The organism is Streptomyces sp. NPDC030838 (assembly GCF_055572035.1).
Genome location: NZ_JBVIED010000002.1, coordinates 254,622 through 274,915, shown reverse-complemented (window position 1 = coordinate 274,915; position 20,294 = coordinate 254,622). Strand labels below are relative to the sequence as shown.

The 20,294-nt window shown below is 71.8% G+C and carries 22 protein-coding genes; 7 read left to right on the top strand and 15 right to left on the bottom strand.

Annotation, left to right across the window (positions count from 1 at the left end):
• The first annotated feature begins 34 nt into the window (after positions 1 to 34).
• Positions 35 to 421: an STAS domain-containing protein gene (locus ACZ42A_RS08335; protein WP_468526389.1), complete on the top strand. Its 387-nt coding sequence runs from the start codon at positions 35 to 37 to the stop codon at positions 419 to 421.
• On the opposite strand, the gene ACZ42A_RS08330 is transcribed toward ACZ42A_RS08335, so the two are convergent.
• A complete protein-coding gene (locus ACZ42A_RS08330; RefSeq protein ID WP_468526388.1) occupies positions 305 to 1,318 on the bottom strand; it encodes a sigma-70 family RNA polymerase sigma factor in 1,014 nt (337 codons plus the stop codon). The genes ACZ42A_RS08335 and ACZ42A_RS08330 overlap by 117 nt on opposite strands.
• A 144-nt stretch (positions 1,319 to 1,462) precedes the next feature.
• A complete protein-coding gene (locus tag ACZ42A_RS08325; RefSeq protein ID WP_468526387.1) occupies positions 1,463 to 2,758 on the bottom strand; it encodes an MFS transporter in 1,296 nt (431 codons plus the stop codon).
• A gap of 63 nt (positions 2,759 to 2,821) precedes the next feature.
• Between ACZ42A_RS08325 and ACZ42A_RS08320 the strand changes: the two genes are divergently transcribed.
• On the top strand, positions 2,822 to 3,772 hold the full coding sequence (locus tag ACZ42A_RS08320; protein WP_468526386.1) for a LysR family transcriptional regulator: 951 nt from the start codon (positions 2,822 to 2,824) through the stop codon (positions 3,770 to 3,772).
• An 89-nt stretch (positions 3,773 to 3,861) separates the two neighbouring features.
• On the opposite strand, the gene ACZ42A_RS08315 is transcribed toward ACZ42A_RS08320, so the two are convergent.
• Positions 3,862 to 4,623, bottom strand: coding sequence for an alpha/beta hydrolase (locus ACZ42A_RS08315; RefSeq protein WP_468526385.1), 762 nt, complete (start codon positions 4,621 to 4,623; stop codon positions 3,862 to 3,864).
• 113 nt (positions 4,624 to 4,736) lie between these two features.
• Here ACZ42A_RS08315 and ACZ42A_RS08310 point away from each other — a divergent pair, with 113 nt between their 5' ends.
• Positions 4,737 to 5,900, top strand: a complete 1,164-nt coding sequence (locus tag ACZ42A_RS08310) for an adenosine deaminase (RefSeq protein WP_468526384.1) — start codon at positions 4,737 to 4,739, stop codon at positions 5,898 to 5,900.
• A gap of 157 nt (positions 5,901 to 6,057) precedes the next feature.
• The gene (locus ACZ42A_RS08305) at positions 6,058 to 6,414 is read left to right on the top strand and encodes an ATP-binding protein (RefSeq protein WP_468526383.1); all 357 of its coding nucleotides are present in this window, start codon (positions 6,058 to 6,060) and stop codon (positions 6,412 to 6,414) included.
• A gap of 77 nt (positions 6,415 to 6,491) precedes the next feature.
• Here the strand turns inward: ACZ42A_RS08305 and ACZ42A_RS08300 are convergent, their stop codons facing one another.
• The 5 genes from ACZ42A_RS08300 to afsQ1 form a co-directional block, all read right to left on the bottom strand.
• Entirely contained in the window at positions 6,492 to 6,695 is a 204-nt protein-coding gene (locus ACZ42A_RS08300) for a PspC domain-containing protein (RefSeq protein ID WP_468526382.1), read from the bottom strand.
• Between the two features lie 71 nt (positions 6,696 to 6,766).
• Positions 6,767 to 7,342 carry a VanZ family protein gene (locus tag ACZ42A_RS08295; RefSeq protein ID WP_468526381.1) on the bottom strand — a complete coding sequence of 192 codons (576 nt, stop codon included), beginning with the start codon at positions 7,340 to 7,342 and terminating at the stop codon, positions 6,767 to 6,769.
• A 92-nt stretch (positions 7,343 to 7,434) separates the two neighbouring features.
• Complete coding sequence (locus ACZ42A_RS08290; RefSeq protein WP_468526380.1) at positions 7,435 to 8,049, bottom strand: hypothetical protein; 615 nt, start codon at positions 8,047 to 8,049, stop codon at positions 7,435 to 7,437.
• Positions 8,049 to 9,620 carry an ATP-binding protein gene (locus tag ACZ42A_RS08285; protein WP_468526379.1) on the bottom strand — a complete coding sequence of 524 codons (1,572 nt, stop codon included), beginning with the start codon at positions 9,618 to 9,620 and terminating at the stop codon, positions 8,049 to 8,051. Before ACZ42A_RS08285 ends, ACZ42A_RS08290 begins: the two co-directional genes overlap by 1 nt.
• On the bottom strand, positions 9,617 to 10,294 hold the full coding sequence (gene afsQ1, locus ACZ42A_RS08280) for a two-component system response regulator AfsQ1 (protein ID WP_166001883.1): 678 nt from the start codon (positions 10,292 to 10,294) through the stop codon (positions 9,617 to 9,619). The genes ACZ42A_RS08285 and afsQ1 overlap by 4 nt, the downstream gene beginning before the upstream one ends.
• Positions 10,295 to 10,486: 192 nt before the next feature.
• Here afsQ1 and ACZ42A_RS08275 point away from each other — a divergent pair, with 192 nt between their 5' ends.
• Positions 10,487 to 11,245 carry a SigE family RNA polymerase sigma factor gene (locus ACZ42A_RS08275; RefSeq protein ID WP_468526378.1) on the top strand — a complete coding sequence of 253 codons (759 nt, stop codon included), beginning with the start codon at positions 10,487 to 10,489 and terminating at the stop codon, positions 11,243 to 11,245.
• A gap of 155 nt (positions 11,246 to 11,400) precedes the next feature.
• On the opposite strand, the gene ACZ42A_RS08270 is transcribed toward ACZ42A_RS08275, so the two are convergent.
• Positions 11,401 to 12,105, bottom strand: a complete 705-nt coding sequence (locus tag ACZ42A_RS08270) for a uridine kinase (RefSeq protein ID WP_468526377.1) — start codon at positions 12,103 to 12,105, stop codon at positions 11,401 to 11,403.
• A 59-nt stretch (positions 12,106 to 12,164) separates the two neighbouring features.
• Here ACZ42A_RS08270 and ACZ42A_RS08265 point away from each other — a divergent pair, with 59 nt between their 5' ends.
• A complete protein-coding gene (locus ACZ42A_RS08265) occupies positions 12,165 to 12,581 on the top strand; it encodes a hypothetical protein (RefSeq protein ID WP_468526376.1) in 417 nt (138 codons plus the stop codon).
• A gap of 78 nt (positions 12,582 to 12,659) precedes the next feature.
• Here ACZ42A_RS08265 and ACZ42A_RS08260 read toward each other — a convergent pair whose 3' ends face one another.
• The 3 genes from ACZ42A_RS08260 to deoC are packed head-to-tail and all read right to left on the bottom strand — an operon-like array spanning position 12,660 to position 15,965.
• Entirely contained in the window at positions 12,660 to 13,574 is a 915-nt protein-coding gene (locus tag ACZ42A_RS08260; RefSeq protein ID WP_468526375.1) for an aldehyde dehydrogenase family protein, read from the bottom strand.
• Positions 13,567 to 15,003 (bottom strand): aldehyde dehydrogenase family protein, encoded by a 1,437-nt coding sequence (locus ACZ42A_RS08255; protein WP_468526374.1) that lies wholly within the window; start codon positions 15,001 to 15,003, stop codon positions 13,567 to 13,569. The genes ACZ42A_RS08260 and ACZ42A_RS08255 overlap by 8 nt, the downstream gene beginning before the upstream one ends.
• 5 nt (positions 15,004 to 15,008) lie before the next feature.
• Complete coding sequence (gene deoC / locus ACZ42A_RS08250; RefSeq protein WP_468526764.1) at positions 15,009 to 15,965, bottom strand: deoxyribose-phosphate aldolase; 957 nt, start codon at positions 15,963 to 15,965, stop codon at positions 15,009 to 15,011.
• Between the two features lie 123 nt (positions 15,966 to 16,088).
• Between deoC and ACZ42A_RS08245 the strand changes: the two genes are divergently transcribed.
• The gene (locus ACZ42A_RS08245) at positions 16,089 to 16,724 is read left to right on the top strand and encodes a PH domain-containing protein (RefSeq protein ID WP_468526373.1); all 636 of its coding nucleotides are present in this window, start codon (positions 16,089 to 16,091) and stop codon (positions 16,722 to 16,724) included.
• A 210-nt stretch (positions 16,725 to 16,934) separates the two neighbouring features.
• On the opposite strand, the gene ACZ42A_RS08240 is transcribed toward ACZ42A_RS08245, so the two are convergent.
• The 3 genes from ACZ42A_RS08240 to ACZ42A_RS08230 form a co-directional block, all read right to left on the bottom strand.
• Positions 16,935 to 18,569: a phospho-sugar mutase gene (locus ACZ42A_RS08240; RefSeq protein ID WP_468526372.1), complete on the bottom strand. Its 1,635-nt coding sequence runs from the start codon at positions 18,567 to 18,569 to the stop codon at positions 16,935 to 16,937.
• A 479-nt stretch (positions 18,570 to 19,048) separates the two neighbouring features.
• Positions 19,049 to 19,873, bottom strand: a complete 825-nt coding sequence (locus tag ACZ42A_RS08235; protein ID WP_468526371.1) for a purine-nucleoside phosphorylase — start codon at positions 19,871 to 19,873, stop codon at positions 19,049 to 19,051.
• Positions 19,874 to 19,976: 103 nt separating this feature from the next.
• Complete coding sequence (locus ACZ42A_RS08230; RefSeq protein WP_468526370.1) at positions 19,977 to 20,255, bottom strand: type II toxin-antitoxin system RelE family toxin; 279 nt, start codon at positions 20,253 to 20,255, stop codon at positions 19,977 to 19,979.
• Positions 20,256 to 20,294: the final 39 nt, after the last annotated feature.

Here is a 20,294-nt window from a genome sequence, read left to right as displayed (position 1 = left end):
CGGTCAATGTGACGCCGGTGACCTCGGCCTCGCGATGAGTTCCGCCGGTCCGCCCGGTCTACCGCACGTGGACGCCATGACACCCGCGGAACTCGTGCTGGCCGGCCCCGTCACCCGGGACGAGGTGAGGGGGCTGTGCGAGGACGTGCGTGTGCTGCTGGAGGGCGGCGGGGCGTCCGTCGTGGTGTGTGACGTCGGTGCGCTCGGGCCACCGGGGCTCGCCGTCGTCGATCTGCTCGCGCGGCTTCAGCTGGCGGCCCGGCGCGCCGGGGGGCGGATCCGGCTGCGGGACCCCGACCCCGCGCTACACGCCCTTCTCGACCTGGTCGGTCTCCGCTTCGAGGTGGAGGGGCAGCCCGAACAGCGGGAACCACCGCTTGGTGTCCAGGAAGCAGTGGAACCCGGTGATCCGGCCGTCTGAGATCTCCAGCACCTGCACCGCCCACGGGGCGAAGCCGCCGGCCTCCGGATCCGGCTTGTAGTGCGCGAAGCCGGGCAGGCCGTTGACCTCGACGGGCCGCAGCTTCGAGCCCGCGCACGCGGAGCCGAGGGTGGTCATGAAGCCGGTGATGTCGGCCGGGCCGCGCAGCCACAGGTCGAACGGCGGCATCGTCATGATGGCGTCCTCGTGCAGCAACGCCGTCAGCGCCGTCATGTCGTACCCCTCGAAGGCCGCCACATAGCGCTCCAGGAGCTTCTGCTGCTCCTCGTCCAGCGGGTCGGACACCGCCGCCTCGGCGCCCGAGTCGGCCCGCTCGGCGAGGGTCGCGCGGGCCCGCTGGAGGGCGCTGTTGACGGAGGCGACCGAGGTGTCGAGCAGTTCGGCGACCTCGCTCGCCTTCCAGGCCAGCACCTCCCGCAGGATCAGCACCGCCCGCTGCTTGGCCGGCAGCTGCTGCAGCGCCGCCATGAAGGCCAGCCGCACCGACTCCTTGGCGACCGCGGCCTCCGCCGGGTCGTCGGTGGTCGGCAGCACCCGGGAGTCCGGCATCGGCTCCAGCCAGGTGTGGTCCGGGCGGGGGGCGAGGGCCGCCTGGGCGAGCGGAGTCGCCTCGGAGAGGTCCATCGGCCGCGCCCGCTTGTTGCCGGCCGTCAGCATGTCCAGGCAGACGTTGGTCGCGATCCGGTAGAGCCAGGAGCGGAGGCTGGAGCGGCCTTCGAACTTCTCGTAGCTCCGCCAGGCGCGGACCATGGTGTCCTGCACCGCGTCCTCGGCCTCGAAGGAGGAGCCGAGCATGCGGTAGCAGTAGCCGGTCAGTTCGACCCGGTATTTCTCCAGTTCGACGTCGAGGTCCGCCGTCGCCGTGGTGTTGCCCATCGTCCACCCACCCCTGTGGCCGTCCCGTGCCGCGCTTGTGCGCCCCAGCACTTCGGAAGCTACCGCAGCCCACTGACAATGGCCCCCGGAGTGGGAGAACCCGCAGATGAGGGACGTGGACGAGCGCGCGCTCAGGGTCGACGCTCAGGCGGTCCGCGGCGTGACCGTCCGGGACCGGCCCCGCGCCGCCGCCAGCGTCCCGAGCACCGTGATGCCGACGACCCCGGCCACCGCCAGCAGCCCGACCCCGACCGTCCCGGCCCAGCCGCCCGCGTGGAAGGCCACGGCGCCCGCCGTGCTGCCCACGCTGGAGCCGACGTAGTACGCCGACTGGTACAGCGCCGCGGCCTGCGCCCGCCCGTGGGTCGCCGTCTTGCTGACCGCCGAGGAGGCCACCGCATGCCCGGCGAAGAAGCCCGCCGTGATGAGCACCAGGCCCAGCAGCACCAGCGGCAGCGATTCCGCCAGCGACAGCAGCAGCCCCGCTGTGGTGGTGCCGCCGCCCAGGTAGAGCGCGCCCCGGCGGCCCAGCCGGCCGACCAGCCGCCCCGCCGCCGACGCGGACACTGTGCCGACCAGGTACACCAGGAAGACCGAGCCGACGACGCCCTGCGGGAGCGAGAACGGCGCGTCCGTCAGGCGGTAGCCGATCACCGTGTAGACCCCGCCGAAGACGGTCATGAACAGCGCGCCGATCGCGTACAGCCGGCGCAGCAGCGGGTTGGCGAGGTGGCCGCGGACCGTACGGGCGAGCACCCGCGGCCGCAGCGAGCCCGGCGTGAAGTGCCTCGGCGCCGGCAGCAGCAGCCGGAAGGCGACCGCGCAGCCCACCGCGACCAGTCCGAGCACGCCCAGCGCGACCCGCCAGCCCCATTCCTGCGCCACCCAGCCGGTGATGACCCGGCCGCTCATCCCGCCGACGCTGTTGCCCGCGACGAACAGGCCGATCGCGGTGATCAGCGCCTTGGGCCTGACCTCCTCCGCCAGATACGCCGTCGCCGACGCCGGCACCCCGGCCAGCGCCGCGCCCTGCACCGCCCGCAGCACGACCAGCGCGGTCAGCGAGGGCGCGAAGGGCACCAGCAGCGCGACGGTCACCGCCACCGCGAGGGACGCCGTCATGACCGTACGCCGTCCGAACCGCTCGGACAGCGCGCTCATCGGGATGACGAACAGGGCCAGCCCGCCGGTGGAGGCCGCCACGGTCCAGCTGGCCTCGCTCGCCGTCACCCCGAAGTCACCCGAGATCAGCGGCAGCAGGGCCTGCGTGGAGTAGAGCAGCGCGAAGGTCGCGACGCCCGCGAGGAAGAGGGCGAGGCTCATCCGGCGGTAGCCGGGCCCGCCCGGGGCCATGCGCGAGTCGGTGGTGGAGACGTCGGAGGCGGAAACGGTCGGTACGGCGCCCACGGTGGTGGACGCCCCGGTACTGGCGGGAGACATGCCTCGAACGTACGGACCCCGACACTCATCCGTCCAATGCATGGATTCGCCATAATCGTTCCCATGCTGCATCAACAGAGGTCACAGCCCCACCTGTCACAGTCCGGTGACACAGAAGACATGGCGATGACGCTTGCTCCCCGTCTCGCGTACTTCGCGGGCGTCGCCCGCACCGAGCACGTCACCCGCGCCGCCCAGGAGATGAACGTCCCGCAGTCGACGCTCTCCCGGGCGATGGTCCGCCTCGAAGCGGACCTGGGCGTCGAACTGTTCGCCCGCCGCGGCCGGACCGTCGCCCTCACCCCCGCCGGCCGCACCTTCCTCACCTCCGTCGAACGCGCCCTCGCGGAGATCGAGCGCGCCGCCGAGGAGGTCCGCGCCGACGCCGACCCGACCACCGGCAAGGTCGCCTTCGGCTTCCTGCACACCATGGGCACGGAGACCGTCCCCGGCCTCATCCGCGCCTTCCGCGCCGACCACCCGCGCGTCCGCTTCACCCTCGTCCAGAACTACGGCGAGGCCATGATCGAACGCATGCGCGCCGGCGAACTCGACCTCTGCCTGACCTCCCCCGTCCCCGACGCCCCCGACCTGGTCGCCCGCCGCCTGGACGAACAGAAGCTCCGCCTGGTCGTCCCCGCCGACCACCGCCTGGCCACCCGCAAACGCATCCGCCTCGCCGAGGCCGCCGACGAGTCCTTCGTCACCCTGGAGCCGGGTTACGGCCTGCGCCGCATCACGGACGCGCTCTGCGAGGAGGCGGGCTTCCGCCCGAAGGTCGCCTTCGAGGGAGAGGAGGCCGAGACCCTGAGGGGCCTGGTGGCCGCGGGCCTGGGCGTAGCCCTCCTGCCCCCACCCGCCGTCCCCCGCCCCGGAGTCGCGGAACTGACGGTCACGGCCCCGAGGGCCGTACGAGAGATCGGCGTGGCCTGGATGGCGGGTGGGGTGGACACACCCCCGGTCGCGGCCTTCAAGAAGTTCCTCCTCTCAAGAAAGGGCAACCTCTTGAACTGAGGGCCGCTGTCCTCCCTTAGGGGCGCGGGGAACTGCGCGACCAGCCACATACGACCCGCACCCGGCGACGGACACGCACCCCAACGGCGCTACCGCCGCAACGACTTCCCGAACCCGGAAGCCAACGGCATCCGCAACCCCAGGGGCGGCGGAGCCGCAAGCGCGTCCTCCACCGGCCGCGACAGCGGCCGCCCGAACATCGCCCCCATCACGAAGTCCTCGACGAGCGACCAGACTTCCTCGCGGTGCTGCCGCAACCGATGCCGGTCGGAGTGCACTTCGAACCGGCACACCTCCCGGTTCACCTTCTTCGCCCGCGCCGCCAGCCGGAACGACAACTCTGGATCGGTCCGCTCGTCATTGGTGCCGTGCACGATCAGCACCCGCCGCCCCGCCAGCTGCTTCACCGGTTCGGGTGGCGCCGCGACGTCCTCCTCCGGCAGCCAGGGGGCGATCGCCACCACCGAGTTGACGGCCTCGTGCCCGCCCGCGTGCAGCGCCGCCCGCCCGCCCATGTCGACCCCGGCGAGGCAGACGGGCACGTCCCCGTACCGCCGTACGATCTCGTCCGCGGCCCACGTCGCGTCGCTCGCGAGCCGTGCCTCGCCGCCGTTCCAGCCGCGGTAGCGGTAGTGCACGACATGGACGGCGAGACCGTCCGCGCCGCCCGCCCGCGTCAGCCGTCGCCCCAACGCCCGTACGGACGCGGCCGCCAGGAGGGGGGACGGCCTGCGGTCGGAGGTCTCCTCGCCGCCGGGGAGCAGCAGTACCACACCGCTCACCGCCGTCGGCTCCGGACCGAACGCCCGCCCCAGCCGGGCCCTGCGAACCGCCGTCGCTTGCTGTGCCATGACAGAACAGTGTCAGAAGACGCGGTGTACGCCATCCGTCCGTGCGGTCACCGTTACATATCGACGGCGGTGTACAGAACGTGCTCTACGCGCGTAGGCGTTATGGTGCGAAAATGACGAGCCAGACTGACCGGATGGGGACCACCCCGAGCTCGGACCAGATCCGCCGGGCGCCCAAGGTTCTGCTCCATGACCACCTCGACGGCGGCCTGCGCCCGGGCACGATCGTCGACCTGGCCCGCCAGACGGGCTACACCCATCTTCCCCAGTCCGACCCCGACAAGCTCGGCCTCTGGTTCCGCGAGGCCGCCGACTCCGGATCCCTGGAGCGGTATCTGGAGACCTTCTCGCACACCGTCGGCGTCATGCAGACCCGCGACGCGCTGGTCCGGGTCGCCGCCGAGTGCGTCGAGGACCTCGCCGAGGACGGAGTCGTCTACGCCGAGGTCCGCTACGCCCCCGAACAGCACCTCGACGGCGGGCTCACCCTGGAAGAGGTCGTCGAGGCCGTCAACGACGGCTTCAGACAGGGCGAGCGGCGGGCCCGGGAGGCCGGGCACCGCATCCGCGTCGGCGCGCTGCTCACCGCCATGCGGCACGCCGCCCGCTCCCTGGAGATCGCCGAGCTGGCCAACCGCTACCGCGACCAGGGCGTCGTCGGCTTCGACATCGCGGGCGCCGAGGCCGGACACCCGCCCACCCGGCACCTCGACGCCTTCGAGTTCCTGAAGCGGGAGAACAACCACTTCACCATCCACGCCGGTGAAGCCTTCGGGCTGCCGTCCATCTGGCAGGCCCTGCAGTGGTGCGGCGCCGACCGGCTCGGGCACGGGGTGCGGATCGTCGACGACATCGAGGTCGCCGACGACGGCACCGTCCGCCTCGGCCGGCTCGCCTCCTACGTCCGCGACAAGCGCATCCCGCTGGAGCTGTGCCCCAGCTCCAATCTGCAGACCGGCGCCGCCCGCTCGTACTCCGAGCACCCCATCGGCCTGCTGCGCCGCCTCCACTTCCGGGTCACGGTCAACACCGACAACCGGCTGATGTCGGGAACAAGTATGAGCCGGGAATTCGAGCACCTTGTCGAGGCATTCGGTTACACGCTCGACGACATGCAGTGGTTCTCCGTCAATGCGATGAAATCAGCGTTCATTCCTTTCGATGAACGACTGGCCATGATCAATGACGTCATCAAACCCGGATATGCCGAGCTGAAATCCGAATGGCTGTTTCAGCAGACCGCCTCCACCAGGGGTTTTACACCTCCTGAGGGCTGAGTCGGGATGGCCGGCGGACCGGGGTCGTGAAGGAGTGTTCACCATCCGTCCGCATTTCGATGTTTGCGGCGGACGGTCCGGCGTGTTTACGTTCTTGGACGCCTCTCCCATCCCACCGTCATCCCATTTCGAGTATCAGTCAAGGACGCAATTCACTATGAAGCAGTCTGCTGCCAAGACCCTCGGCGTCGCCGCCCTCGGCGCCGCCTTCGCCGCCGCCGGTGCGGGTGCCGCGAACGCCGCCCCGGACCTCGCGGACACCACCGGCCAGGTCCTGGACACCGTGAACCGCACCCTCCCGGCGGAGAACCTCAACCAGACGATGCCGGGCGCGAGCGAGGCGGTGGCCCAGGGGGAGACCGCGCTGGTGGCGGGCCTGAGGGCCGCGCAGCCCGCCGCCGAGCAGGTGCTCGCCGAGGGCCCGACCGGACCGGCCGCCCACCTGCTCGGCGGTCTGCCGGTGCAGGGCCTGCCCACGCACGGCCTGCCGGTGAACGGCGTCCCGCTGGGCTGACCGCCGCGGGCTGACCACCGCCCGATGGGGCGCACCCCGGACCAGGGGCGCGCCCCATCGGCGCGTGTGCCGGAAGGTCACCAGGCCGCGCTCGGCGCCTTGTCCTCCGACGGCAGCAGGATCCACAGCGCCAGGTAGAGCAGGAACTGCGGCCCCGGCAGCAGGCAGGAGACCAGGAAGATCACCCGCATCGTCGTCGCGGAGATGCCGAAGCGCCGTGCCAGCGCTGCGCACACTCCGCCGATCATCCGGCCACTGGTGGGGCGGGCAAGGCGGGACATGGCGACTCCTTCTCAGCTCGCGTGAGCTTCGGGCGGGGCGGCCCGGCCGGCCGCCTCATCTGCCCTCCACGTTACGGAGACGAAGGGGGCAAAGCGTCGCTCCACGGGGCGATCCCGACCCTGGGAATCGTCGGGGTCCGACCCTGAGACGGCTCCTCCTGAGGGGCCTTCGGCCGGTGCTCCGTCCGGCGGCGCAGCCACACCCGCCCGGCCGGGACGACCAGGAGATGCGCGAGGGCCACCCCGGCGGTGTTCAGCAGCAGCGAGTCGACGTCCACCACCCGCCCCGGCACCCCGCTCTGCAACAGCTCGATGGCCAGCGAGATCAGCACCCCGGCGGCGGTCGTCCGGACGAAGGAGACCAGCGGCGAGACACACAGCCGCCCGCCCGCCATCGGCAGCAGTACCCCGAGCGGCGCCAGCAGCGCCAGCCCTTGCCCGATCTCCCGGGCCGCCTCCTGCCAGCCCAGCGCCAGATCGGCACGGATGCCGTCCAGCGGACGCAGATTGGCGGGCATCACCCAGGGCACGTCCAGCGGACGCAGCGTCAGCCAGGCGACGAACGCGAGGTGCGCGACGAGGAGGACACCCCCCGTCACCCGGATGCGGATCGCGGCGCTGCCGCCCCTGGAGCCTTGACGCTGCACGCCCCCCTAGACGCGGCCTGCGGCAGGATCGGTTCCGGGTTGCCGCCGCGCGTACGGGTGAGGCGTCCGCCACACCCCCGCGCGGGCGGGCGTCAGTCGCCCGAGACGCCCGACGACGGAGGCTTCACCGCTCCCGGGTGGGCGCGGACCTCGTCCGTGCACTCGTAGCGGCGGGGCGCCTGGTCGTCCGGGCCGCCCAGGATCACCGAGCCGTCGCCCTCGGCCGCCGCCGAGTCGGAGAACGTACAGACGATCTGGGCCAGGGCGGAGCCGGGGAGGGAGGACGGCGGCGTGCTGAGCCGGAGCGTGTCCTCGGGGTCGCCGGGGCGCGGCCCGGCGACCGTCGTACCGCCGGGCACCTCCGTCTTGTACCCGGCCTCCGTCTCGGCCGGCGACGGCCGCCCGGACAGTTCGTCCAGCAGCCCCTGCGCCACCAGCACCCGCCGCTCGGCGTCCGTCGCGCCCTCCGCGACCCTGACCGTCCGGTCGACGGTCACCAGCGACGACCCGCACAGCAGGAACACCTGGACCGGCATCCCGCGCGAGGTCTGCGTGGTCACGTCCGGCGCGGTGAGCGAGCAGTGCGCGCGCGAGGGCGCGGGGCCGAAGTCGGTCGGCACCTCGGTGGGCCGGATCCCGCACCCGGTGAGCAGCCCGCCGAGCACGCCCGCGAGCAGGGGAACCGACAGCAGCCGGCGTACGTTCATCAGGAACCCTCCCCGTTCTGCTCGCCCGCCTTCTCCTCGGCGTCCCGCCGGGCGGCCTCCGAGGCGTCCTTCGGCAGCCGCAGCGTGAACACCGCGCCGCCCTCCGGGGAGTTGGCGGCGGTGATCTCACCGCCGTGGATGTGCGCGTTCTCCAGCGCGATGGACAGGCCGAGACCGCTGCCGTCGGAGCGCGGCCGGGACGCGCTGGCCTTGTAGAACCGGTCGAAGACATGCGGCAGCACGTCCTCGGGGATGCCGGGCCCGTGGTCGCGGACGGCGATCACGACCGCGTCGTCCGCCTCCCGGACCGACACCCGCACCGGCGACCCGCCGTGCTTGAGCGCGTTGCCGATCAGGTTGGCGAGGATCACGTCCAGGCGGCGCGGGTCGAGGCGGGCGTGGATGCCGCGCTCGGCGTCCAGCTCCACCGCGTCCAGCCAGGCGCGGGCGTCGATACAGGCGGTGATCTGGTCGGCGATGTCGACGTCGTCGAGGACGAGGCGGGCGGTGCCCGCGTCGAACCGGGTGACCTCCATCAGGTTCTCGACCAGGTCGTTCAGCCGCCGCGTCTCGCTGACCACCAGCCGTACGGCGGGCTCGATCATCGGGTCGAGGCCACCGCTCTCGGAGTCCAGCTCCTCCTCCAGCACCTCCGTCACGGCGGTGATCGCGGTCAGCGGCGTGCGCAGCTCATGGCTCATGTCCGCGACGAACCGCCGGGACGCCTCGTCCCGCGCCGCCATGTCGGCGACCCGCTTCTCCAGCGCCTCGGCCGCGTTGTTGAACGTCCGCGACAGATCGGCCAGTTCGTCGGTCCCCGACACCCTGAGCCGGGTGTCCAGCTTGCCCTCGCCGAGCCGCCGGGCGGCGACCCCGAGCCGGTGCACCGGCTTCAGCACGGTCGTGGCGGCGGCCTGCGCCAGCAGCGCCGAGCCGATCAGCGCCAGGCCGGTGGCGATCCCCAGCGACCAGGCCAGCGAGTTGAGGTCCTTGGCCTCCGGCTCCAGCGACTTGAGCATGTACCCGGTCGGCCCCCCGCCGATCACCCGGGTGCCGGCCACCAGATACGGGGTGCCGTCATCGACGGTCCGCTGCCAGTACAGGTGGTACGGCGACTTGTTGTTCGAGGTCAGCGGCTGCCTCTTGTTCACCGCCTCGCGCAGCGAGACGGGCACGTCCTCGATCGAGAAGCCGTTCAGCCCGCCCGAACTGCCGTACACCGTCCGGCCGTCCTGGTCCTCGGCGACGAGCAGCACGGTGAACTGCTGGCCGCCCGCCGCCATCTGGCCCGCGGTGTGCTGCAGCTCGTCCTGCCCCGGATGCTCGGGCAGCGCCCCCGCGCGGTTCTGCATCTCCTGCTCGAAGTCCCGCAGCACCGCGTCCTGGGTCCGGGTGAGCACCGCCTCCCGGTTGAGCCAGTACGCGATCGCCGACGCCGACACCGCGGCCGTCAGCGCCACCAGGCCGAACACCACCACCAGCCGCAGCCGCAGACTCGTGAAGCGCAGCCCGGACAGAACTCCCTTGCGCGCCGCGGCCCAGCCGCGGAAACCTCGTTGCCTGTGTGTCACTGAGGCGGATCCAGTCGGTAGCCCACCCCACGGACGGTACGGATCAGCGTCGGGGACGACGGGACGTCCTCGACCTTCGCGCGCAGCCGCTGGACGCACGCGTCCACCAGCCGCGAGTCACCGAGGTAGTCGTGTTCCCACACCAGCCGCAGCAGCTGCTGGCGGGACAGCGCCTGACCGGGGCGGCGGCTCAGCTCCAGGAGCAGCCTCAGCTCGGTCGGCGTGAGCTGAAGATCCTCCCCGTTCTTCGTCACCGTCATCGCGGCACGGTCGATCACCAGGCTGCCGAAGGTCGCCGAGTCGTTCGACTCCCGCTCCCCGCGCCGCAGCACCGCCCGGATCCGGGCGTCGAGCACCCTGCCCTGCACCGGTTTCACCACGTAGTCGTCGGCGCCGGACTCCAGGCCCACCACCACATCGATGTCATCGCTGCGCGCGGTCAGCAGAATGATCGGCAACTGGTCCGTGCGCCGGATGCGCCGGCACACCTCGAACCCGTCGATGCCGGGCAGCATCACGTCCAGCACGATCAGATCCGGCCGCTGCTCGCGCAGCAGCTTCAGACCGTCCTCACCGCTGGCAGCGGTCGCCACGCGGTGTCCCTGGCGCGTCAGTGAGAGCTCCAGGGCCGTACGGATGGCGTCGTCGTCCTCGATCAGCAACAGGGAAGGCACGGGCTCATTCTGGCCCATGGCAGTGCCGGATTCGACACTCGGGCGGCCGCGGGGCCGTGCCACTCTCCGGCGGAGCCCTGTGACAGCTCTGTGACAGTCGGCGGACACGGCCATGAAGTCGCCCGGGCAAGCTTTTCGACACAAGCACGGAAGCAAGACAGAACACCGGAAGTCCACGACGGGGGGCGCGAGATGAACACGCTGCACGGCACCAGCACCAGCGCAGTGATCACGCGTCTGCACGACGTGAACACCCACCGGGGTTCCGAGAAGTCCGGTGCCGTGAGCGGGCGGGGGTGCGCTCGCGGCGCCGGGCGTCAGCACACCGCCTACATGACGGTGGTTGACGGTTACACGGGGGAGACGCACGGGGGAACCGCGTACAGGGAGGAATCGGGGGAGCGCCGCTCGCTGTCGGAGACTGTGGATGCCGAAGCGGCGTTTACGGCCTACGTCCAGGAACGCCGCGCCTCCCTGTACGCCACCGCCTACCACCTCACCGGCGATCGCTTCGAGGCCGAGGACCTGCTGCAGAGCGCGCTGTTCTCGACGTACCGGGCGTGGGACCGGATCAGCGACAAGGCCGCGGTCGGCGGATACCTCCGCCGCACCATGACCAACCTGCACATCAGCGCCTGGCGGCGCCGCAAGCTCAACGAGTACCCGACCGAGGAACTGCCGGAGACGCCCGGCGACACGGACGCGATGCGCGGCACCGAGCTGCGCGCGGTCCTGTGGCAGGCGCTGGCCCGGCTGCCCGAGCTCCAGCGCACCATGCTGGTCCTGCGCTACTACGAGGGCCGCACGGACCCGGAGATCGCGGAGATCCTCGACATCAGTGTCGGCACGGTGAAGTCCAGCATCTGGCGCTCGCTGCGCCGGCTGCGCGAGGACGAGGTCCTCAGCTTCGGCCGTGACGAGGAGGACGCCTTCGGGGAGCTCGTCGCCTGAAGGTCCGGGGGGACACGGGGGAGCAACAACGGGAGGGGAACCACGGGGGATCACGGGGGACCCTCGGGGGGATCCACGGGGGAGCACAGGAGCGGGGCTGGAGGGCCGGGGGGTCCGTCCAGTCCCGTTCTGCTGTGCGAGGGGCGGATCCGGTGTTACGCCGCCGTACGGGCCGTCGCGCACCGCCCGGCCGCCGCGGCGGCCAGCCGGCCCATCGCCTCGTCCTTGTCGCAGGCGTGGGCGCCCAGCGCCGTCTGACGGGCCACGATGGACCGCTCGTCGCGCATCAGCCGCCAGCCGCGGCGCAGCAGGAACGGCACCGACTTGCGGCCCTCCTTGAGGTCCCGCAGGAAACGCCGGCGGAACGTCGTCACCGCGCCGCGGCTCAGACAGAGCGCGTCGGCCAGCACGCCCAGCTCCCGGCAGCGGGCGACGATCTCGGCGGCGAAGATGCCCTCCGCGATGAACAGCGGGGTCCGCCCGATGTCGATCGCGTCCTCGCCGGTGCGGGCGCTGAGCCCGATGTCGTAGACGGGCACCTGCGTACGGCCCGTGCGGCACAGGTCCACGATCGCCGCGACCGCGGCGTCCGCGTCCCACGAGCCGGGGTGGTCCCAGTCGATGTCGGAGCTCCCCGCCACCAGCGGCAGCGTGGGGTCGGTGCCCTCCTTGTAGAAGTCGTCGAGCCGCAGCACCGGGAGGCCGGAGCGGGCCGCGAGGAGGGACTTGCCGGAGCCGGAAGGGCCGCAGAGCAGCACGACTCGGGTCGGTATGGGCGGATGGGAACTCACGGGACACCAGTGTGAGGCATCCAGCGGCCCGCGTACGACCCCGCGGGTCGGCTTTGAAGCGCGCGTCACATCTCAACTACGCTTCGTGTCTCATCGATTACCCTGAGCAGTAGAAGGTGGCGGCAGCGATGGTCCGACACGACTCCTCCAAGACTCCGACCGGCCGCCGTGCCCTGGTCGCCCTCGCGACCGCGGGCGTGGCGCTGGGAGCCGGCGCGGGGACGGCCTCCGCGGACACCGAGACGGTCGCCGGTGTGCTGCACACGCGGCCGACCTCGCTCGGCAATATCGACCCGCATGCCGGACTCCAGGCGCTGACCGGCACGGTTGGCTACGTCGCCGGCCCGGTCGCGGGCCTCAAGCCCAACCCGCTCGCCGGCACCGGCGTCGACCCGCTCGACAACGGCGTCGGCACCCAGCTCGCCGACTTCCAGCCGCTGACCTCCCAGATGCTGACCCAGCCGGTCGCCCAGGCGCAGTCTCTCGGGAGCGTGCCGGTGCTGGGGGAGGCGACGCGGCTGCTGGGCGGCGTCCAGGCGGGCTGAACCCGCGTACGGAACAGAGGGCCGCGGCTCCCCTGGACGGAGGGGAGGCGCGGCCCTCTGGGCTGTGAGGCTCCCGCGTCAGTACGACGAGCCGGACGCGCCCAGCGAACCCGTCGGGTGCCAGACCGTCTTGGTCTCCAGGAAGGCCGTCATGCGGTCGATGCCCGGTGTGGCGAACCAGTCGACCTCGTCCACAGGCTGTGGACGCAGGACGCGCTTGAGGTTGTCCGCCGCCGCGATCTCCAGCTCCTTCGCCAGGACGTCGTCGGCGCCCGCGAGGTCGATCGCGTTGACGTCCTGGTGCGCGGCCAGCGGTGCCGCGATCTCCGCCGTACGCCCGGACAGGACGTTGACCACGCCGCCGGGGACGTCGGACGTGGCCAGGACCTCGCCCAGGGACAGGGCGGGCAGCGGGGACTTCTCCGACGCGATCACGACCGCCGTGTTGCCCGTGGCGATCACCGGGGCGACCACCGAGACCAGGCCCAGGAAGGACGACTCCTGCGGGGCCAGCACGGCCACCACGCCGGTCGGCTCGGGGGAGGACAGGTTGAAGAACGGCCCCGCGACCGGGTTGCCGCCGCCCACCACCTGGGCGATCTTGTCGGTCCAGCCCGCGTACCAGACCCAGCGGTCGATCGTCGCGTCCACCTGGAGGGCGGCCTTCGACTTCGACAGGCCCTCCGCGTCCGCGACCTCGCGCGTGAACTGGTCCTTGCGGCCCTCCAGCATCTCCGCGACGCGGTAGAGGACCTGGCCCCGGTTGTACGCCGTCGCGCCGGACCAGGCGCCGAACGCCTTGCGGGCCGCGACGACCGCGTCCCGGGCGTCCTTACGGCTCGACTGCGGCGCGTTGGCCAGCCAGTTGCCCTTCGAGTCCGTCACCTCGTACACCCGGCCGCTCTCGGAACGCGGGAACTTCCCGCCCACGTACAGCTTGTAGGTCTTGAGGACCGAAAGTCGCTGTTCGGTCTTTTCCGTCTTCTCAGACATCGAGGTACGCCTCCAGGCCGTGGCGGCCGCCCTCGCGGCCGAAGCCCGACTCCTTGTAACCGCCGAACGGCGAGGTCGGGTCGAACTTGTTGAACGTGTTGGACCAGATCACGCCCGCGCGGAGCTTGTTCGCGACGGCCAGGATGCGGGAGCCCTTCTCCGTCCAGATGCCCGCCGACAGGCCGTACTGGGTGTTGTTGGCCTTGGCGACCGCCTCGTCCGGGGTGCGGAAGGTGAGGACGGAAAGGACCGGGCCGAAGATCTCGTCTCGGGCGATGGTGTGGGCCTGGGTGACGTTCGTGAACAGCGTCGGGGCGAACCAGTAGCCGCTCTCCGGCAGCTCGCAGGACGGCGACCAGCGCTCGGCGCCCTCCGCCTCGCCCTGGTCGGCGAGCGCGGTGATCCGGGCCAGCTGCTCGGCGGAGTTGATCGCGCCGATGTCCGTGTTCTTGTCGAGCGGGTCGCCGAGGCGGAGGGTGGAGAGGCGGCGCTTGAGGGAGTCCAGGAGCTCCTCCTGGATCGACTCCTGCACCAGCAGGCGGCTGCCCGCGCAGCAGACCTGGCCCTGGTTGAAGAAGATGCCGTTCACGATGCCCTCGACGGCCTGGTCGATCGGGGCGTCGTCGAAGACGATGTTGGCGCCCTTGCCGCCCAGCTCCAGGGTGAGCTTCTTGCGGGTGCCCGCGACCGTGCGGGCGATCTCCTTGCCGACCGCGGTGGAGCCGGTGAAGGCCACCTTGTTCACGTCCGGGTGGGCGACCAGCGCGGCGCCGGTGCGGCCGTCACCGGTCACGATGTTGACGACGCCCTTCGGCAGGCCCGCCTGGCGGCAGATGTCCGCGAAGAACAGGGCGGAGAGCGGGGTCGTCTCGGCGGGCTTGAGGACGACCGTGTTGCCGGTCGCCAGCGCCGGGGCGATCTTCCACGCCAGCATGAGGAGGGGGAAGTTCCAGGGGATGACCTGGCCTGCCACGCCGAGCGGGCGCGGGTTCGGGCCGAAGCCCGCGTGGTCGAGCTTGTCCGCCCAGCCCGCGTAGTAGAAGAAGTGCGCCGCGACCAGGGGGAGGTCGGCGTCGCGCGTCTCCTTGATGGGCTTGCCGTTGTCCAGGGTTTCGAGGACCGCCAGCTCACGGCTGCGTTCCTGGATGATGCGGGCGATGCGGAAGAGGTACTTGGCGCGCTCCGAGCCGGGCAGGGCCGACCACTTCTCGAAGGCCCTGCGGGCCGCCTTGACCGCGCGGTCGATGTCCGCCTCGTCGGCCTGGGCGACCTCGGAGAGGACCTCCTCGGTCGACGGGCTGATCGTCTTGAAGACCTTGCCGTCGGCCGCCTCGGTGAACTCGCCGTCGATGAACAGGCCGTACGAGGGCGCGATGTCGACGACCGAGCGGGACTCGGGGGCCGGTGCGTATGCGAATGCCGATGCCATGGTGATCAGTCCACCGTCACGTAGTCGGGGCCGGAGTAGCGGCCGGTGGCGAGCTTCTGACGCTGCATCAGCAGGTCGTTCAGGAGCGAGGAGGCGCCGAACCGGAACCAGTGGTTGTCCAGCCAGTCCTCGCCGACGGTCTCGTTGACCAGGACCAGGAACTTGATGGCGTCCTTGGTGGTGCGGATGCCGCCGGCCGGCTTCACGCCGACCTGGACGCCGGTCTGGGCGCGGAAGTCCCGGACCGCCTCCAGCATCAGGAGCGTGTTGGCGGGGGTGGCGTTCACCGCGACCTTGCCCGTGGACGTCTTGATGAAGTCCGCGCCCGCCAGCATGCCGAGCCAGCTGGCGCGGCGGATGTTGTCGTACGTCGACAGCTCGCCGGTCTCGAAGATGACCTTCAGGCGGGCAGCCCCGCAGGCCTCCTTCACGGCGACGATCTCGTCGTACACCTTCAGGTAGTGCCCCGCGAGGAACGCCCCGCGGTCGATGACCATGTCGATCTCGTCGGCGCCCGCGGCGACCGCCTCGCGCACGTCCGCCAGCTTGATGGCGATCGGGGCGCGGCCCGCCGGGAAGGCGGTGGCGACCGAGGCGACCTTCACCGGGGAGCCGGCGACGGCCTCCTTCGCGGCGGCCACCATGTCGGGATAGACGCAGACGGCCGCGGTCGCGGGGGTCGTGCGGTCGGTCGGGTCCGGGTGGACCGCCTTGGCGCCGAGCGCCCGGACCTTGCCCGGGGTGTCCGCGCCTTCCAGCGTCGTCAGGTCGACCATGGAGATGGCCAGGTCGATGGCGTACGCCTTGGCGGTCGTCTTGATGGAACGGGTGCCGAGAGACGCGGCGCGCGCCTCCAGGCCGACCGCGTCGACGCCGGGCAGCCCGTGGAGGAAACGGCGCAGCGTGCTGTCGGACGCGGTGACGTCACTGAGAGCGTGTGCGGCAGGTGCAGTGGTGGGCATGGTCACCAGACGAGCATATCTACGCGCGTAGCGGCTGTACACCCCTCGCCGCTGATCGGTGCTCGATCGGGGGCTTGGGACCACGGATGAGCGTTGTCGGTGGCGTCGGGCAGAATCGGGGCCATGACCTCCACCGAGTCCAAGGATCGGATCTACCGGTCGCCCGCGGGTATCGCCGGCGGTGTGCTGCTGCTCGGCCTCGCCGGGTGGCTCGGCATCGACGCGATCGTCGCCGGCGACGGGCGTACGCCGTGGCTGGCGCTGGCGTTGTTGTTGGTGGTGGTGCCGCTCGTCGTCGCTTTCACCCTGCGGCCCGCGGTCTCCGCGGACGAGGACCGGCTGCGGATCCGCAACCCGTTCCGGGTGATCGTGCTGCCGTGGGGCGAGGTCGCCTCGCTGCGGTCCGGGTATTCGAACGAGGTGGTCGCCAAGTCGGGGGCGAAGTACCAGCTGTGGGCGATACCGGTGTCTCTGCGGGCCCGGAAGAAGGCGGCGCGGCGGGAGGCCCGGCGGGCGGGGGAGCCGTCGGGTGGCCGGGGCCGCGGCGGTTTCGGGGGCGGTTTCGGCGGTGGGGCCGTGCCGGACGGGCCGGTGCGGGCGCAGTCCGACCAGATCATGGACGAGCTGCGGGAGCTGCTGGAGTCCCGGGAGAAGGCCGAGACGGCGCAGGGCGAGGTCAGCGTGCGCTGGGCGTACGAGATCGCCGGGCCTGCGGTGGCCGGGGCCGTTTTGTTTGCGGTGCTGCTCGGCGTGGGGTGAGGCTGGTGGGTGCGGCGGCCTGGGGTTCTGCCGTCGTGCCCGCGCTGGTGGGTGCGTTGTCTTGGGGTTCCGCTGCCGTGCCCGCGTCGGTGGGTGCGTTGTCCTGGTGTTTTGCCGTCGCGCTCACGTCGGTGGGTGCGTTGTCCTGGGGTTCTGTCGCCGCGTGCACGCCGGTGGGTGCCCCTCGGGGAGGGGCACCCCGCTCGGGTGTCAGATGCCCGCCGCCGTGGAGAGGTCCCGCTTGATCGCCGTCAGCAGGTTCGTCGCCCTGGCCCGGGCGGCCGGGAGGTCGGCGTGTGTCGCCACCGGGACGACGACCTCCAGGTAGCACTTCAGCTTGGGCTCCGTGCCGCTCGGGCGGACGATGACCCGGGCGCCCTCGAGGGTGTAGCGCAGGCCGTCGGTGGGCGGCAGTTTGTCCGTGCCCCGCGTCAGATCCTCGGCGTTCGTGATGGGCAGGCCCGCGAGCTGGGTCGGGGGCTGCTCGCGCAGGCGGCGCATCGCGTCCGCGATGAGGGAGAGGTCCTTCACGCGCACCGAGAGCTGGTCGGTGGCGTGCAGGCCGTGCTCCACGGCGAGGTCGTCGAGGAGGTCGAGGAGCGTGCGGCCCTCGGCCTTGAGAGCGGACGCGAGTTCCGTGATCAGGAGCGCTGCCGTGATGCCGTCCTTGTCGCGGACGCCCTCCGGGTCGACGCAGTAGCCGAGGGCCTCCTCGTAGCCGTAGCGCAGGCCGTCGACGCGGGCGATCCACTTGAAGCCGGTCAGGGTCTCCTCGTAGGGGAGGTTCGCCTTCTCGGCGATGCGGCCGAGAAGGGAGGAGGAGACGATCGACTCCGCGAAGGTGCCGCGCGCTCCGCGGTTCACCAGGTGGGCGGCGAGGAGGGCGCCGACCTCGTCGCCGCGGAGCATGCGCCAGTCGTTGTCGTCCTTGACGGCCACGGCGCAGCGGTCCGCGTCCGGGTCGTTGGCGATCACCAGGTCCGGGTTTGTTTCGCGGGCCTTCGCGAAGGCCAGGTCCATCGCGCCGGGCTCTTCCGGGTTGGGGAAGGCGACGGTGGGGAAGTCCGGGTCCGGGTCGGCCTGTTCGGTGACGAGGTCCGGGGTGGGGAAGCCGGCGCGGGCGAAGGCGGCGAGGAGGGTGTCCTTGCCGACGCCGTGCATGGCGGTGTAGACCGTGCGGGCCGTGCGGGGAGAGTCCTCGGCGAGGACCGCGTCCGTGCGGGCCAGGTAGGCGTCGAGGACGCTGTCGTCGAGGATTTCCCAGCCCTCGGTGGGTCGGAAGACCGTGGTGAGGGAGGGGATCGCGGCGATCTCCGCGGCGATGTCGGCGTCTGCGGGCGGGACGATCTGGGAGCCGTCGCCGAGGTAGACCTTGTAGCCGTTGTCGCGGGGCGGGTTGTGGCTGGCGGTGACCTCCACGCCGGCGGCCGCGCCGAGGTGCCTTATGGCGAAGGCGAGGACGGGGGTGGGGAGGGGGCGGGGGAGGATCGCCGCGCGGAGGCCGGCGCCGGTCATGACGGCGGCGGTGTCGCGGGCGAAGTCCTCCGACTTGTGGCGGGCGTCGTAGCCGATGACGACGAGGCCGTTCTCCTGGCCGTTCTTCTTCAGGTACGCGGCGAGGCCGGCGGCGGCGCGGATGACGACCGAGCGGTTCATGCGCATGGGGCCGGCGCCGAGTTCGCCTCGGAGGCCGGCGGTGCCGAACTGGAGGGTGCCGCTGAAGCGGGCGGTCAGCTCCTGGACGTTGTGGGCGTCGATGAGCTGGGCGAGTTCTTCGCGGGTTTCCGCGTCGGGGTCCTCGGCCAGCCACGCCTTGGCCCGGGCGATGAGGTCGTCGGTCGTCACGTCGGGTCAGCCTCTCGTTCGTGTTGCTTCGTCGTCGTGGGCTGCCGGGTGCCTGCGGCAGCCTGCGCGGGTCCGGTGGGGGTTGTTGTAGCGCCTACGGTGCGTTTCGGGGCGGGGCCGCGCCGGGGGTATCCGTCCTCGGTCTGGCGCGGTTGCCGTATCTACGGCAGTGCCCGGTGCCGGACGCGCCAGCCGCTGCGGGCGGACACCCCCGCCACGTCCCCTCCTCGCCGTGGGCGGGTGCAGCCCTGTGGGGGCCGCGGGCAGCCTTGTCCGCCCAAGCCGCGGGCGCCTTCGTCCGCCCAAGCCGCGGGCATGCGTGCCGCCTGGGGCGGCACGGGTGGGCGCGGGCGGCACCCCGTACCGCCGGGCTGCGGCTCCCACCCCCGGCCCCGCGACGCCGGTCAGCTGCACGACCGGCGTCGCCAAGCGGCATCCCGTTGCGCAGCTCACGCCCGGCCCGCGCTCCGAGGGCGCCGTTACAGCCGACCCAGCACCTGCCCCAGCAGCGAGCCCATGCGGGCGGCCGAGTCGCGGCCCGCCTGGAGGACCTCTTCGTGGTTCAGGGGCTCGCCGGTCATGCCCGCGGCGAGGTTGGTGACCAGGGAGATGCCCAGGACCTCCGCGCCGGCCTCGCGGGCGGCGATCGCCTCGAGGACCGTCGACATGCCCACGAGGTCCGCGCCGATGACGCGGGCCATGCGGATCTCGGCCGGGGTCTCGTAGTGCGGGCCGGGGAACTGTGCGTAGACGCCCTCCTCGAGGGTGGGGTCGATCTCCTTGCACAGGGCGCGCAGGCGCGGGGAGTAGAGGTCGGTGAGGTCGACGAAGTTGGCGCCGACGATGGGGGAGGTCGCGGTGAGGTTGATGTGGTCGCTGATCAGGACCGGCTGGCCGGGGCGCATGCCCTCGCGCAGGCCGCCGCAGCCGTTGGTGAGCACGATGGTCTTGGCGCCGGCGGCGACGGCGGTGCGTACGCCGTGCGCGACGGCGGCGACGCCGCGGCCCTCGTAGTAGTGCGTGCGGCCCAGGAAGACCAGGGCGCGCTTGTCACCGATCTTGTACGTGCGGATCTTGCCGCCGTGCCCTTCGACCGCCGGCGGCGGGAAGCCGGGCAGCTCGGTGACCGGGAACTCGGCGTCGGGAGCGCCCAGCGCGTCCACGGCCGGCGCCCAGCCGGAGCCCATCACGAGGGCGACGTCGTGGGTCTCGGCGCCGGTGAGTTCGCGCAGGCGCGCGGCGGCGGCGTCGGCGGCGGCGTAGGGGTCGCCCTGGATGTCGTCCGGAAGAAGAGATGCGTTCACGTGGTCGAGGGTAGCCGAGCATCGCCTACGCGCGTAGATGACAGAGCTCACGGGATTGCGATCGTTGTCTTGTCGTTTCCGACGAGAAGGTCGCGGAGCACGGTCATTCGTCCGTGATGAGGACGTCCTTGTCGTTGAAGACCTCGACGATGAAGATCAGCAGACGGCCCCGGCTCACCGTGTATTCCACCAGGATGTTCTGGGTGAGCCGGATCGTACGGTCGTCGCCCGTGGAGCCTATGGGCCGCGACACGGGGAGAAAGGGGTCGCGGGCCAGCAGGGCGATGCCCTTGTCGAACGCCGAGCGCTGGCGGTCGTCGAGCCGGTCCCGTGCCTCGGCGGCCTGCACCGTGTAGTAGACGTCATACGTCATCGGCGCCATGCGTTCTCCCGTGATGCGTCGGTCCGGCCAGTGTAGGAC

Coding starts and splice junctions, on each gene's coding strand:
- ACZ42A_RS08275 (WP_468526378.1), top strand. CDS start 10,487: ATGAACACGCTGCACGGCACCAGCACCAGCGCAGTGATCACGCGTCTG.
- ACZ42A_RS08310 (WP_468526384.1), top strand. CDS start 4,737: ATGACGAGCCAGACTGACCGGATGGGGACCACCCCGAGCTCGGACCAG.
- ACZ42A_RS08255 (WP_468526374.1), bottom strand. CDS start 15,003: ATGGCATCGGCATTCGCATACGCACCGGCCCCCGAGTCCCGCTCGGTC.
- ACZ42A_RS08260 (WP_468526375.1), bottom strand. CDS start 13,574: ATGTCTGAGAAGACGGAAAAGACCGAACAGCGACTTTCGGTCCTCAAG.
- ACZ42A_RS08335 (WP_468526389.1), top strand. CDS start 35: ATGAGTTCCGCCGGTCCGCCCGGTCTACCGCACGTGGACGCCATGACA.
- ACZ42A_RS08245 (WP_468526373.1), top strand. CDS start 16,089: ATGACCTCCACCGAGTCCAAGGATCGGATCTACCGGTCGCCCGCGGGT.
- ACZ42A_RS08300 (WP_468526382.1), bottom strand. CDS start 6,695: ATGTCCCGCCTTGCCCGCCCCACCAGTGGCCGGATGATCGGCGGAGTG.
- ACZ42A_RS08320 (WP_468526386.1), top strand. CDS start 2,822: ATGCTGCATCAACAGAGGTCACAGCCCCACCTGTCACAGTCCGGTGAC.
- ACZ42A_RS08230 (WP_468526370.1), bottom strand. CDS start 20,255: ATGGCGCCGATGACGTATGACGTCTACTACACGGTGCAGGCCGCCGAG.
- ACZ42A_RS08265 (WP_468526376.1), top strand. CDS start 12,165: ATGGTCCGACACGACTCCTCCAAGACTCCGACCGGCCGCCGTGCCCTG.
- ACZ42A_RS08305 (WP_468526383.1), top strand. CDS start 6,058: ATGAAGCAGTCTGCTGCCAAGACCCTCGGCGTCGCCGCCCTCGGCGCC.
- deoC (WP_468526764.1), bottom strand. CDS start 15,965: ATGCCCACCACTGCACCTGCCGCACACGCTCTCAGTGACGTCACCGCG.
- ACZ42A_RS08330 (WP_468526388.1), bottom strand. CDS start 1,318: ATGGGCAACACCACGGCGACGGCGGACCTCGACGTCGAACTGGAGAAA.
- ACZ42A_RS08325 (WP_468526387.1), bottom strand. CDS start 2,758: ATGTCTCCCGCCAGTACCGGGGCGTCCACCACCGTGGGCGCCGTACCG.
- ACZ42A_RS08315 (WP_468526385.1), bottom strand. CDS start 4,623: ATGGCACAGCAAGCGACGGCGGTTCGCAGGGCCCGGCTGGGGCGGGCG.
- ACZ42A_RS08290 (WP_468526380.1), bottom strand. CDS start 8,049: ATGAACGTACGCCGGCTGCTGTCGGTTCCCCTGCTCGCGGGCGTGCTC.